Consider the following 13281-nt stretch of genomic DNA (forward strand, 5'->3'; position numbering starts at 1 on the left):
AGCCGAAACCACCGGAAACCCGGGCGGCCGGCCATGACGACGATCCGCCATGAGGCCACCGTGCCGCTGTCGGCAGCGGGGTGGCGCTTCGACCGGGCCTTGGCCGAGATGTTCCCGGAATACTCGCGATCGCGCCTCACCGCCTGGGTCAAGGCCGGCGCGGTCACCCTGGACGGCGCCGTGGCGCCGCCGCGGCAGCTGCTGCGGGGCGGAGAGCAGGTGCGGCTGGAGGCCGTGCTGGAGGCCGAGGTCGAGCTGGAGCCGGAAGATATTGCGCTGGAGGTGGTCCACCAGGACGAGCACGTGCTGGTGCTGAACAAGCCCGCCGGCCTGGTGGTGCACCCCGGCGCCGGCAACCCCGCCGGCACCATGCTGAACGCCTTGCTGCACCACGACCCGAAGCTGGCCGAGCTGCCGCGCGGCGGCATCGTGCACCGCCTGGACAAGGAGACCTCCGGCCTGATGGTGGTGGCCCGCTCGCTGCCGGCGCATACCGCCCTGGTCGAGATGCTGTCCCGCCACGACGTGGAGCGGCAGTACGAGGCCGTGGTGCTGGGCCAGCTGGTGGCCGGCGGCACGGTGGACGCGCCGATCGGCCGCCACATGGGCGACCGCCTGCGCCAGGCCGTGCGCGACGAGGAGGACGGCAAGCACGCCGTCACCCACTACCGCCTGCGCGAACGCTTCCGCGCCCATGCGCTGCTCCAGTGCAACCTGGAGACCGGACGCACCCACCAGATCCGCGTGCACATGGCGCATATCGGCCATGCCCTGGTCGGCGACCCGCTGTACGGCGGCGGCCTGCGCCTGCCCAAGGGCGCCACGCCGGAACTGGTGGCGGCGCTGCGCGGCTTCCGCCGCCAGGCCTTGCATGCGGAGCGGCTGGCCTTCGCCCACCCGGTCAGCGGCGAGCCGCTGTCGTTCAGCGCGGCGCGGCCGGCCGACCTGGACGAACTGGTGCGCATCCTGCGCGCCGATGCCGCCCAGGCCGATCCCTACGATGACTACTGAGGGCTGGCTGCGCCCGGACTGGCCGGCGCCGGCCGGCGTGCGGACGGCGGTGAGCACGCGCGAGGCGCCGGGCGCCTCGGCCGAGCCGTTCGCGCGCTTCAACCTGGGCAGCCGCTGCGGCGACGCGCCCGCGGCGGTGGCGGCCAATCGGGCGGCGCTGGAGACGATGCTGGGCCTGCCGGCGACGCCGCGCTGGCTGCGGCAGGTGCATGGGATCGCAGTGGCGGAAAGCGGCGGCGACGGCGCGGAGCCCGAAGCGGATGCCGCGGTGACCCGCACCCGCGGCGAGCCCCTGGCCATCCTCACCGCCGATTGCCTGCCGGTGCTGTTCTGCGCCGCGGACGGCAGCGAAGTGGCGGCGGCGCATGCCGGCTGGCGCGGCCTGGCCGGGGGCGTGCTGGAGGCGACGCTGCGGCATATGCGTACGCCGCCCGGCGCGGCGATGGCATGGCTGGGGCCGTGCATTGGCGCCGCCTCGTATGAAGTCGGCGCGGAAGTGCGAGAGGCCTTCGTCGCTGACGACGCCGGCGACGAGGCCTGCTTCGCGCTAACCCGCCCCGGCCACTGGCTGTGCGACCTGGCCGGCCTGGCGCGGCGGCGGCTGGCACGGGCCGGCGTGCCCGCCATCTACGGCGGCGGTTTCGACACGCTGGCCGACCCGCGCTTCTATTCGTACCGCCGCGACGCCGCGCGCAGCGGCCGCTTCGCCACGCTGATCTGGCTCGAATAAAGCCCCTCTCCCTCCGGGAGAGGGGTTGGGGTGAGGGTACGGGCGGAGCGCAAGAGTGATGTGCACGACTCCGGCCGTACCCTCATCCGCCTGCCGGCACCTTCTCCCGCGAGGAGAAGGATTCACTAGGCTTGGGTTCGTTACTCGCGCAGGGCAGCGACGAAGCTCCGCCGCCACGCCGTAATATCCTGCTGCTCCAGCACGTCCATCATCGCCCGCCAGCGCTGCCGCCGTTCTTCCAGCGGCATCGCCAGCGCCAGCTCCAGCGCGTCGGCCACCTCTTCGGTATCGGCCGGATTCACCAGCAAGGCCTCGCCCAGCTCCTGCGCCGCACCGGCGAAGCGCGACAGCACCAGCACCCCCGGATCGTCCGGGTTCTGGCTCGCCACGTACTCCTTCGCCACCAGGTTCATGCCGTCTCGCATCGGCGTCACCAGCCCCACCTTGGCGTTGCGGTAATACCCGCTCAGCACGCTGTGCGGAAAGGACTTGTTGACGTAGCGGATCGGCACCCAGTCCGGCGCCGCATACATGCCGTTGATATGGCCGGCCTTGCGCTCCAGGTCGCGGCGGATCTGCCGGTATTCCGGCACCGTGCTGCGCGAAGGCGGCGCGATCTGCAGGAAGCTGACCCGGCGATGCAGGCGCGGTGCTCGCTCGAGCAGCCGCGCGTACGCGTCGAAGCGCTGCGGCAGGCCCTTCGAATAGTCCAGCCGGTCCACGCCGATGATCAGCGCGCGGCCTTCCAGGCTGCTGCGCAGGTCCTCGATCGGATCCAGCGTGCCGGCCTGCGCCGCCGCATCGGCCACGTGCTGAGTATCGATGCCGATCGGAAACACGCCGGCGCGGAAGCGGCGATGGCCCAGGCGCAGGCGATGGCCGCCGCGCAGGCGCGCGCCGGTCTCGTGCACGAAGTACTCCTCCAGCGCGCGCAGGTCGCGCGCCGTATGCAGGCCGACCAGGTCGTAGGAGGCCAGCGTTTCCAGCAGTTCGCGATGGCGCGGCAGGGCGATCAGCAGCCCTGCCGCCGGCAGCGGGGTATGCAGGAAGAAACCGATGCGATTGCGCACGCCGCGCTCGCGCAGCATCGAGGCCAGCGGGATCAGGTGGTAATCGTTCACCCAGATCACATCGTCCGGCTCGACCACGGCGGCGAGGCGGTCGGCAAAAATGCCGTTGACGCGCAGATAGCCGTCCAGATGGCCGCGGTTGTAGTCGACCAGGTCGGGCCGGTAGTGCAGCAGCGGCCATAGCGTGCGATTGGCGAAACCATCGTAGAAATGGTCGTGGTCGCCGCGCGAGAGGTCGATGGTGGCGTAGTGCACCGGGCCGTCGTACAGGTGATGCACAGTGGCCGCGGTCTCGGCGGCGATCTTGCCGCTCCAGCCGAACCACACGCCGCCGGCCTCCTGCAGCGCCGCGCGCATGGCCGAGGCGAGGCCGCCAGTAGCGGTCTGCCTGGGCAGGGCGACGCGGTTGGAAACGACGATGAGGCGTCCGGTGCGTAGCGGTACCACGCTCACAGCTCGTCCTCCCAGCGGCGCGACAGGCGCATCGCGGTCTGGATCAACCCGACCAGCGAATAGGTCTGCGGGAAATTGCCCCAGTGCTCGCCGGTGCCCGGCGCGATGTCCTCCGACAGCAGGCCCAGCGGGTTCCGCTGCGCCAGCATGTGCTCGAACATCAGTCGCGCGCGCCGCTTGCGGCCGGTGGCGGCGAGTGCCTCGATGTACCAGAAAGTGCAGATGTTGAAGCTGGTCTCCGGCGCGCCGAAGTCGTCCGGCGCGATATAGCGAAACAGGTAGTCGCCGCGGCCGAGCGCCTTGCCGATCGCATCCACGGTGGCGATGAAGCGCGGATCGCGCCCGCGCACGAAGCCGATGTCGGCCAGCAACAGCAGGCTGGCGTCCAGGTGCTCGCCGTCGTAGGCGTCGACGAAATGCCCCAGCCGCTCGTTCCAGATGCGCTTGGAGATGCGCTCGTGCAGCGCCACCGCCTCGTCGTGCCAGTAACGCGCGCGGTCCTTCAGGCCCAGCTCGGTGGCGATATGCGCCAGACGGTCGCAGGCGGCCCAGCACATTGCCGCCGAATAGGTGTGCACGGCGGCGCGGCCGCGGAATTCCCACAGGCCGGCATCCGGTTCCTCGGCCATGCGCAGCGCCATCCGGCCCATGCTTTCCAGGCGCTGGAAGGTGCGCGCGTCGCCGCGGTTCTCCAGGCGCTGGTCGAAGAACAGCTGCGCCGAGGCCAGCACCACCGAGCCGTACACGTCGTTCTGGCGCTGGCGCCAGGCGTCGTTGCCGATGCGCACCGGCCCCATCCCGCGGTAGCCGTCCAGCCCCGCCGCCTCGCGCTCGGGCAGTTCGCGCTCGAAGGTGATGCCGAACACCGGGCCGACCTCGTGGTCGCCTTCGGCGGAGAAAATATTGAACACGTAGCGGATGTATTCCTCCATGCTGCGCGTCGCGCCCAGCCGGTTGAGCGCGCGCACCACGAAGGCGGCGTCGCGCAGCCAGCAATAGCGGTAGTCCCAGTTGCGGCGGGTGCCCGGCGCCTCCGGAATCGAGGTGGTCAGCGCGGCGATGATGGCGCCGGTGGCTTCGTACTGGCATAGCTTGAGCGTGATCGCCGCGCGGATCACCGGCTCCTGCCATTCATAGGGAATGGACAGGTAGCGCACCCAGTCGCGCCAGTAGGCGATGGTGTATTCCAGCGAACTGTGGATGAAGTCGGCGGGGCTGGTGACCAGCGTCTCGTCCGGGCCGAACACCAGGTGCGCGGGCCGGTCGAGATGGAAGAACAGCCCGCGCTCGATCAGCGGCACCGCCACGTCGGTGGTCAGGCGCTGGATCACGTCGCTGAGCAGGAAGCGCAGGTGATTGCTGCCGGAGGTGGTCTCGGGCGCGCGTGCGCCGTAGTCGCACAAGGGGCGCAGCAGGATGCGGATGCGCGGCTTGCCCTGGATCGGCCGGATGCGCCGGGCCAGCATCACCGGATGGTAGAAGCGCCCGCGCGAGCGGTGGCGCGGCGCGAAATCGGTGATCTCGATGGCATTGTCGTGGCGGTCGTACAGGCGCGTGACCAGCACCGCGGTGTTGGGCAGGTATTCCTGCTCGGCGCGCTCGACATGTTCCAGCTCGATGATCCAGTCGCCGCCCTCGCGCTGCGGCGAGAGCAGGGCGCAGAAGCTGGCGTCGCTGTCGAAGCGCGGCAGGCAGCACCAGACGATGCGCGCCATGCCGTCGATCAGCGCGGCAATGCTGCCGTTGCCGATCACTCCCAGGGCCAGGGTCTGCGCATTGGCCCGGGTGTTGCTGTCGCCAGGCCCGGTGTCGTCGGGCCTGGCGCGTGATTCAGGCATTCCCTCCAAGGGCATGGGCATAGGGTTCGACTCCTTGTTTCAGCACGTTCAAGACACGTTGCAGCCAGGCCTGTGCGGAGGACGGGCCCGGCAGGGTGTATTGGGCGAGCGTGGGTTCGCGTTCGCCGACGCGCACGCTGATCCCGTTTTCCAGGTTGGTGGCGGCGAAGCCGTGTTCGTCGGTGAGGTCGTCGCCCAGGTACACCGGCAGGCGGCCGGCGAACGGCGCGCGTTCGAGCAGCTCGGTCACCGCCTTGCCCTTGTCCATGCCGGCGGGCTTGAGCTCCAGCACCAGGTTGCCGGCCTGCAGCTCGTAGCCGGGCAGGCCCGGCAGCAGCGCCAGCACGGCCTCGCGCAGCGCTTCATAGTGGACTGGCGCCGCACGGCAATGCAGGGCGACGGCGAGGCTCTTGTTCTCCACCAGCACGCCGGGATGTTCGCGTGCGATCGATTCGGCCGCGTGCAGCACCAGGGCGCGGCGGCTGGCGCTGATGCGCGTCTCGCGCTGCTCGCCGTCGGCATGGCGCAGCTGCAGCCCGTGCAGGCCGGCCATCGCCCACGGCGGCGCGCCGAACAGCGCATCGAGTCCGGCCAGGCTGCGTCCACTGACCAGCGCGAGCGCGCCTTCCAGATGGGCGTAGAGTTCGGCCAGCAGTGCGTACAGCTCGGGCTCGACGCGCACGTCGTCGGGGCGATCGGCGAACTCGAGCAGGGTGCCATCGACATCGAGGAACAGAGCCCAGCGATCGCCGGTACCGGGCAAGGGCGGTGCCGGAAGTGGCGTGATGGCGGACATGCGGGGGAAGGCAGGGGAAAAAGACATCAGATCGAGCCTAACAGGGCGAATGTGAAGATCAGCTTTGGATGAGTCCGCAGCGCCCGTCGTAGGTTGGGGTGAGCGCAGCGAACCCCAACACCGCGGCAACGTTGGGGTTCGCTGCGCTCACGCCGACCTACTTGAATCGCTCGGCGTGGACCGCATCTCACCGGCAGTGAGCGGCCTCGGGGGCCGTCAGAAAATCTTGCGGGGACATATTTATGCGGATGGACAAACTCACATCGCGCTTCCAGCAGGCGCTGGCCGATGCGCAATCGATGGCGGTCGGTCGCGACAACAACATGCTCGAACCGGTGCATGTGATGGCCGCGTTGCTCGACCAGCAGGGCGGCACCACGGCGCCCATGCTCACGCAGGCCCAGGTCAACGTGCCGACGCTGCGCCAGCGCGTGGCCGAAGCGGTGGACCGCCTGCCGCGCGTGAAGGGCGAGGAAGGCAATGTGCACGTGAGCAACGATCTCACGCGTCTGCTCAATCTCACCGATAAACTCGCGCAGCAGCGCGGCGACCAGTTCATCGCCAGCGAACTGTTCGTGCTCGCCGCGCTGGACGACAAGGGCGATCTCGGCGCGGCGTTGAAAGCCGCGGGCGCCAGCAAAGCCAACCTGGAACAGGCGATCGACAAGATTCGCGGAGGCGAAAAGGTGCAGAGCGAGAACGCCGAAGACCAGCGCCAGGCGCTGGAAAAATATTGCGTGGACCTGACCTCGCGCGCCGAAAGCGGCAAGCTCGACCCGGTGATCGGCCGCGACGAGGAAATCCGCCGCACCATCCAGGTGCTGCAGCGCCGGACCAAGAACAACCCCGTGCTGATCGGCGAACCCGGCGTGGGCAAGACCGCGATCGTCGAAGGCCTGGCCCAGCGCATCGTCAAGGGTGAGGTGCCCGAGGGCCTGCGCGACCGCCGCGTGCTGGCGCTGGACATGGGTGCGCTGATCGCCGGCGCCAAGTTCCGCGGCGAGTTCGAGGAACGCCTGAAGGCCGTGCTCAACGACCTGTCCAAGCAGGAAGGGCGGGTGATCCTGTTCATCGACGAGCTGCACACCATGGTCGGCGCGGGCAAGGCCGAAGGCGCCATGGACGCCGGCAACATGCTCAAGCCAGCGCTGGCGCGCGGCGAGCTGCACTGCATCGGCGCCACCACGCTGGACGAATACCGCAAGTACATCGAGAAGGACGCCGCGCTGGAGCGCCGCTTCCAGAAGGTATTCGTCGGCGAGCCCAGCGTGGAAGACACCATCGCCATCCTGCGCGGCCTGAAAGAGCGTTATTCGGTGCACCACGGCGTGGAGATCACCGACCCCGCCATCGTCGCCGCCGCCACGCTGTCCAACCGCTACATCACCGACCGCCAGCTGCCGGACAAGGCGATCGACCTGATGGACGAGGCGGCCAGCCGCATCCGCATGGAGATCGATTCCAAGCCGGAGGAACTGGACCGCCTGGAACGCCGCCTGATCCAGCTGAAGATCCAGCGCGAGATGCTGCGCAAGGAAACCGACGAGGCCTCGAAGAAGCGCCTGGCCGACCTGGAAAGCGATATCGAGAAGCTCGAGCGCGAGTTCTCCGACCTCGACGAAGTGTGGAAGTCGGAGAAGGCGCTGCTGCAGGGCGCGACCAAGATCAAGGAACAGATCGAGCAGGCCCGCGTGCAGCTCGAAGCCGCGCAGCGCCGCCAGGACTACGCCAGGATGAGCGAGATCCAGTACGGCCGCCTGCCCGAACTGGAAAAACAGCTCGCCGCGGCGCAGACCGCCGAGCAGCACGAGTTCAAGCTGGTGCAGGATCGCGTCACCGACGAGGAGATCGCCGAAGTGGTCTCGCGCTGGACCGGCATCCCGGTCAGCAAGATGCTCGAAGGCGAGCGCGAGAAGCTGCTGCACATGGAAGAGGCGCTGCACCATCGCGTGGTCGGCCAGGACGAAGCGGTGCGCGCGGTGTCCGACGCGATCCGCCGCGCCCGCGCCGGCCTGTCCGATCCGAACCGCCCCTATGGCTCCTTCCTGTTCCTGGGCCCCACCGGCGTGGGCAAGACCGAGCTGTGCAAGGCGCTGGCCGAGTTCCTGTTCGATACGCAGGACGCGATGGTGCGCATCGACATGAGCGAGTTCATGGAGAAGCACGCGGTCAGCCGCCTAATCGGCGCGCCTCCCGGCTATGTCGGCTACGAGGAGGGCGGTTACCTCACCGAGGCGGTGCGCCGCCGTCCGTACAGCGTGATCCTGCTGGACGAAGTGGAGAAGGCGCATCCGGACGTGTTCAACATCCTGCTGCAGGTGCTGGACGATGGCCGCCTCACCGACGGCCAGGGCCGCACCGTGGATTTTCGCAACACGGTGATCGTGATGACCTCCAACCTCGGCTCGCAGCTGATCCAGGAGCTGGACGGCGACGATGGCGAGGAGGGCTATACCAAGATGAAGGCGGCGGTGCTGGGCGTGGTGCAGGCGCACTTCCGTCCGGAATTCATCAACCGCCTGGACGAGCTGGTGGTATTCCGTCCGCTGGAGAAGCGCCAGATCCGCGCGATCGCGCGCATCCAGCTGGCCTATCTGGAGAAGCGCCTGGCCGAGCGGCAGCTGGCGCTGGACATCGGCGAGCATGCGCTGGACCTGCTCGGCAACGTCGGCTTCGACCCGGTGTATGGCGCCCGGCCGCTGAAGCGCGCGGTGCAGCAGCAACTGGAGAATCCGCTGGCGCGCGAGATCCTGGAGGGGCGGTTCGCGGCCGGGGATACCATCGCGGTGGATGCAGAAGGCGGGCAGCTGGTGTTTCGCAAGAAGCAATGACGAACGTAGGTTGGGGTGAGCCGCAGGCGACTGCGAAGGCAGGACGCCGTAGCGAACATCCGCGTAGCGGATGGCCCGAAGGGTGGGCTGCTGATGCAGCCCATAACCCCAACCATGCGATGCGTTTGGCGGCACGATGTTGGGGTTCGCCTGTGGCCCACCCCAACCTACGTCACCGCGGCTCGCTCTGACTCGGCAACCCATCCTCCACATGCCCCGCCAACCGCCGCCAGAATCCGCCCAGCTCCGCCACCGTCACGCTCAAGTCATACCAGTTGGCATTCCTATCCAGCGCCCACGTGTCATGGACCGTCGCGCCCGCGGCCACCGAATAGATCCGCACATCGCCGCTCACATATGCATTGCTGACCGTGACCGTGCAGCCCGCGCCACCTGTATTGGCGATGGCCAGATGCAAGCGGCGAAGAGCGCCGTCGTACGTCGCCGTCACCTCCGGCGCCGCCCCCATTCCCGTCGCCACGCTGCCGCGCCACTGGCGCAGGAATCCGTTCGGCCCATGCGCCTCCAGGTCATACACACCCTGCGTATAGCGCGCCGCACTCCAGTAATCGGACAACTGCTTGCCCGCTTCCACCGTATAGCGCCACGGCCCGTCGCTGCGATTGGCCGCATACACCTGGAACACCGCGCCGGCCGCGCCGTCGTTATGGAAGTCGATCCAATACCGCCCTGTCGTCGCATCGACACGGCCATCCGCACGCAGCGTGTACGGCAGCGCGCGCGCCGGCCGCGTGCCGGCTTCCTGCACCGGCATCGCCTGCAGCGCGGGAATGCCCGGCGCCGGCAGGCTCTTGCACTGCAGGTCCGCGGCGGCGGTATAGCCGGTGGTGGAGGGCAGGCCCGGCCAGCCGTGGTTGCTGCCGCTGAAATCGAACGCGCTGAGCAGGTCGCCGCATACCGCGCGGCGCCAGGCGCTGATGTTCGGCTCCATCACGCCGAAGCGCTTTTCCAGGAAACGCAGTACCGAGGTGTGGTCGAACACCTCCGAGCACACCCAGCCGCCGCGCGTCCACGGTGACACCACCAGCAGCGGCACGCGGAAACCCAGGCCGATCGGCAGGCCGTTGCTGATCTCGCCGGTCACGCTCACCGTGGACAGGCCGTCGTTGGCCGAGGCCGGCGGCGTCGGCGGCGGCACGTGGTCGAAGAAGCCGCCGTTCTCGTCGTAGTTGAGGATGAAGACGGTCTTGGCCCACACCGCCGGGTTGGCGGCCAGCGCGGCGAGCAGGCGCGCGCTCAGGTCCTCGCCGTAGGCCGGCTTGAAGCTGGCGTGCTCGGACAGATAGTCGGCGGCGACGATCCACGACACCTGCGGCAGCGTGTCGTTGGCGATGTCCTGGGCGAAGGCGGCGACCATGTCCGGCACGGTGGCCATGCCCTTGTCGTGCAGCGGCGTGCCGGGCCTGGCCTGCTTGAACGGCTTGAACCAGGCCAGCGCGTTGTCGTCGAAGTTGTTGCTTTCCTGGTAGACCTTCCAGCTCACGCCGGCCTGTTCCAGGCGCTCGGCATAGGTGGTCCAGGTAAAACCGCCGCCCGGCTCGGTATTGTCCAGCACCGCCGCCTGGCCGACCGACAAGCCGTTGCTGCCGCTCATCGCATGCAGCCGGTTGGGGTTGGTCTGGGTCAGCGTGGCGGCGAAATAGTGGTCGCAGATGGTGAAGGCGTCGGCCAGCGCGTAATAGAACGGCAGGTCGGCGCGCTCGAAATGGCCCATGCCCAGGCCCGCCTCGCGTGCGGTGTTCCACGCGTCGAAGCGGCCCTTGTTGAAGATCGCCGTGTCCACCGGGTAATTCATCGCCGGCGCGCTGGCGCAGATCGCGCTGGTGGTCGTGGTGTTCATGCGGAACGGCAGCAGATAGCCGTCCGCGTTGCCGCTATACGGTTGCTGCCACACGTTGCGCGCCCCGCCGGGCAGCGGTGCCGGCACGCGGTCGCCGAAACCGCGCACGCCGCGCAGGCCGCCGTAGTAGTGATCGAAGGAGCGGTTCTCCTGCATGAAGATCACCACGTGCTTGACGTCGGTGAGATCGCCGGCCCCGCCCGTGGCAGGCGCCGCCAGCGCCTGGCGCAGCGGTTCGGGAAGCAGGGAGATGGCGGCCAGGCCACCGGCGGAGGCGGTGGCCATCTGCAGAAAGCGGCGGCGTCGGCGGTCGATGTCGCTCATGTCGGGGCTTGGCTTGTCGCGCCTGGGGCAGGCTGCGCATAGCAGAACGCAGCCGTGTTGCAGGCCCTTGCCATTCATGCGTCAGTGCGGCGACACCGCGTGAAAGCGTGGTGATGCGCACCCATACGCGGGCGGCTGGTCCCTTTGCGCGCTGCTGCTAAGATGCCCCGGCCTGAGGTGACCGCCGGCTCGGCCGGCGGTTGAAACGGGAATCCGGTGCGCCGCCTTCGCGGCTATTCCGGAGCTGCCCCCGCAACGGTAGGCGAGACACGACCGGCGACAAGCCACTGTGCTGCGAAGCATGGGAAGGCGCCGGTCGGGAAGGCTTCCAGCCTTCGCTCGCGAGCCCGGAGACCGGCCTCGAGGTGAACCGGACATGCGGTGGGCGTGCTCCTGGCGAGCGCGCCTCCATGCGTCCGTCCAGAGCTCCTTGCCGCTTGTCCTGCATTCAAGCGATCCCGCGCGGGCAGGCGCGGGCCAGGAGCCACCCGTGTCATTGCATGTCCCGTCCTTGCGCCGGTCCGCGTTCGCGGCCGCGTTGTTCCTCGTGTTTGCTTCCACCGCCGCGCTGGCCGACGAGCCCGCGCAGGACCTGAAGAACGTGGTGGTCACCGCCACGCGTACCGAACAGACCGAGGCCGGGACGCTCGCCGCCGTCACCGTGATCGACCGTGCCGAGATCGAGCGCCTGCAGCCGCAGTCGGTGACGGACCTGCTGCAAGGCACGCCCGGCCTGTCGATGGCCAACAACGGCGGCCCCGGCAAGTCCACCTCGCTGTTCCTGCGCGGCACCGAGGCCGATCACGTGCTGGTGCTGGTGGACGGGGTGAAGATCGGCTCGGCCACGCTCGGCCAGCCGTCGATCCAGAACATCCCGGTAGAGCAGATCGAGCGCATCGAGATCGTGCGCGGCCCGTTCTCCAGCCTCTATGGTTCGGAAGCGCTGGGCGGCGTGATCCAGATCTTTACGCGGCGCCCGAGCGGCGCCTTCGAACCGAGCCTGGAACTGGGCTATGGCAGCAACGACAGCTTCCGCGGCGCCGCCGGCCTGGCCGGCAAGGTCGGCGAGGGCTGGTACGCGGTGCAGGCCACACACGAAGACACCGACGGCATCAATGCCTGCCGCGGCAAGCCGTCGCCGCGCGGCGCGGGCTGCTTCGTCAACGAGCCGGACCGCGACGGTTTCCGCGACAGCTCCGTCGCGCTGAAGGGCGGCTACCGCTTCAACGACGCCTGGGATGCCGACGCGCAGTGGCTGCGCAGCTGGGGCTACAACGCTTACGACGGCTCGACCAGCAACCAGTCCGATGTGGTGCAGCAGGTCTACGGCGCCCGCGCCCATTGGCGGCCGAGCCAGACCTTCACCCTGACCGTGAGCGCTGGCCAGAGCGCCGACCTCAGCGACAACTACCTCAACGGCCGCTACACCAGCACCTTCAATACGCATCGCGACCTGGGCTCGGTGCAGGGCGACCTGAATGTCGGTGGCGGCCTGTGGAGCCTGGGCTATGACTGGCAGCGCGACCGCGTGGACAGCAACACCAGCTACGCCCGCGACCAGCGCCTCAACCGCGGCGTGTTCGCGCAATGGCAGCAGAGTTTCGGCACGCAGTCGCTGCAGGCCAGCCTGCGCCACGACGACAACCAGCAGTTCGGCGGCAAGACCACCGGCAGCCTGCTGTGGGGCTGGGATTTCGCGCCCGCCATGCGCCTGACCGCCAGCGCCGGCTCCGCCTACAAGGCGCCGACCTTCAACGAGCTGTACTACCCCGGCTACGGCAATACCGCACTGCGTCCGGAAAGCTCGCGCAGCTACGAGCTGGGCCTGCGCGGCACGCCGTCGTGGGGCCTATGGTCGCTCAACGCCTTCGAGAACCGCATCCGCGACCTGATCGCCTATGACGCCTCGCTCGGCCTGCCCGGCAATGTCGACCGCGCGCGCATCCGCGGCGCGGAAGCGGTGGCCTCGACCACGCTGGACGGCTGGATCCTGCGCGGCACCGCCACCTGGCTGGACCCGCGCAACCGCAGCGAGACCTATCGCGACAAACTGCTGCCGCGCCGTGCTCCGCGCAGCGCGCGTCTCGATGCCGATCGCGGCTTCGGCGACTTCAGCATCGGCGCCAGCGTGTATGCCGCCGGCCATCGCTACGACGACCTGGCCAACGGCTACCGCCTCGGCGGCTATGCGCTGACCGACCTGCGCCTGGCCTACGCGCTCGACCGCGACTGGAAGCTGCAGCTGAGCCTGCGCAACGCCTTCGACAAGCACTACGAGACCGCGGCCTATTACAACCAGCCCGGCCGCACCGCGATGCTCAGCGTGAGCTACCGGCCCGCGCAGTGAATCCCTTCCGCCCAGAGGAC

At 68.9% G+C, this 13281-nt stretch carries 8 protein-coding genes and 1 riboswitch; of the genes, 4 read left to right on the forward strand and 4 right to left on the reverse strand.

Annotated features, from left to right (window positions below; all coding sequences use genetic code 11):
• Positions 1-33 precede the first annotated feature (33 nt).
• The gene (gene rluD, locus BM172_RS11005; protein ID WP_026633655.1) at positions 34-1011 is read left to right on the forward strand and encodes a 23S rRNA pseudouridine(1911/1915/1917) synthase RluD; all 978 of its coding nucleotides are present in this window, start codon (positions 34-36) and stop codon (positions 1009-1011) included.
• Complete coding sequence (gene pgeF, locus BM172_RS11010) at positions 1001-1741, forward strand: peptidoglycan editing factor PgeF (RefSeq protein WP_026633654.1); 741 nt, start codon at positions 1001-1003, stop codon at positions 1739-1741. The genes rluD and pgeF overlap by 11 nt, the downstream gene beginning before the upstream one ends.
• A 140-nt stretch (positions 1742-1881) precedes the next feature.
• Here the strand turns inward: pgeF and otsA are convergent, their stop codons facing one another.
• Genes otsA through otsB form a run of 3 tightly spaced genes read right to left on the reverse strand, consistent with a single transcriptional unit; the run spans position 1882 to position 5925 of the window.
• On the reverse strand, positions 1882-3264 hold the full coding sequence (otsA, locus tag BM172_RS11015) for an alpha,alpha-trehalose-phosphate synthase (UDP-forming) (protein ID WP_026633653.1): 1383 nt from the start codon (positions 3262-3264) through the stop codon (positions 1882-1884).
• Positions 3261-5102 carry a glycoside hydrolase family 15 protein gene (locus tag BM172_RS11020; protein ID WP_051548334.1) on the reverse strand — a complete coding sequence of 614 codons (1842 nt, stop codon included), beginning with the start codon at positions 5100-5102 and terminating at the stop codon, positions 3261-3263. Before BM172_RS11020 ends, otsA begins: the two co-directional genes overlap by 4 nt.
• Positions 5095-5925, reverse strand: coding sequence for a trehalose-phosphatase (otsB, locus tag BM172_RS11025; protein ID WP_231504118.1), 831 nt, complete (start codon positions 5923-5925; stop codon positions 5095-5097). The genes BM172_RS11020 and otsB overlap by 8 nt, the downstream gene beginning before the upstream one ends.
• A gap of 215 nt (positions 5926-6140) precedes the next feature.
• On the opposite strand from otsB, the gene clpB reads away from it, so the two are divergent.
• Complete coding sequence (gene clpB / locus BM172_RS11030) at positions 6141-8729, forward strand: ATP-dependent chaperone ClpB (RefSeq protein ID WP_026633650.1); 2589 nt, start codon at positions 6141-6143, stop codon at positions 8727-8729.
• A 172-nt stretch (positions 8730-8901) separates the two neighbouring features.
• Here the strand turns inward: clpB and BM172_RS11035 are convergent, their stop codons facing one another.
• Positions 8902-10914, reverse strand: a complete 2013-nt coding sequence (locus BM172_RS11035; protein ID WP_035322378.1) for a phosphocholine-specific phospholipase C — start codon at positions 10912-10914, stop codon at positions 8902-8904.
• 158 nt (positions 10915-11072) lie between these two features.
• Positions 11073-11291: riboswitch (cobalamin riboswitch) on the forward strand.
• Between the two features lie 113 nt (positions 11292-11404).
• Between BM172_RS11035 and btuB the strand changes: the two genes are divergently transcribed.
• On the forward strand, positions 11405-13261 hold the full coding sequence (gene btuB, locus BM172_RS11040; RefSeq protein WP_026633648.1) for a TonB-dependent vitamin B12 receptor: 1857 nt from the start codon (positions 11405-11407) through the stop codon (positions 13259-13261).
• Positions 13262-13281: the final 20 nt, after the last annotated feature.

It is taken from the genome of Dyella marensis, assembly GCF_900112865.1.
GTDB lineage: Bacteria > Pseudomonadota > Gammaproteobacteria > Xanthomonadales > Rhodanobacteraceae > Dyella_D > Dyella_D marensis_A.

Coding starts and splice junctions, on each gene's coding strand:
- BM172_RS11020 (WP_051548334.1), bottom strand. CDS start 5,102: ATGCCTGAATCACGCGCCAGGCCCGACGACACCGGGCCTGGCGACAGC.
- pgeF (WP_026633654.1), top strand. CDS start 1,001: ATGACTACTGAGGGCTGGCTGCGCCCGGACTGGCCGGCGCCGGCCGGC.
- BM172_RS11035 (WP_035322378.1), bottom strand. CDS start 10,914: ATGAGCGACATCGACCGCCGACGCCGCCGCTTTCTGCAGATGGCCACC.
- otsB (WP_231504118.1), bottom strand. CDS start 5,925: ATGTCTTTTTCCCCTGCCTTCCCCCGCATGTCCGCCATCACGCCACTT.
- clpB (WP_026633650.1), top strand. CDS start 6,141: ATGCGGATGGACAAACTCACATCGCGCTTCCAGCAGGCGCTGGCCGAT.
- rluD (WP_026633655.1), top strand. CDS start 34: ATGACGACGATCCGCCATGAGGCCACCGTGCCGCTGTCGGCAGCGGGG.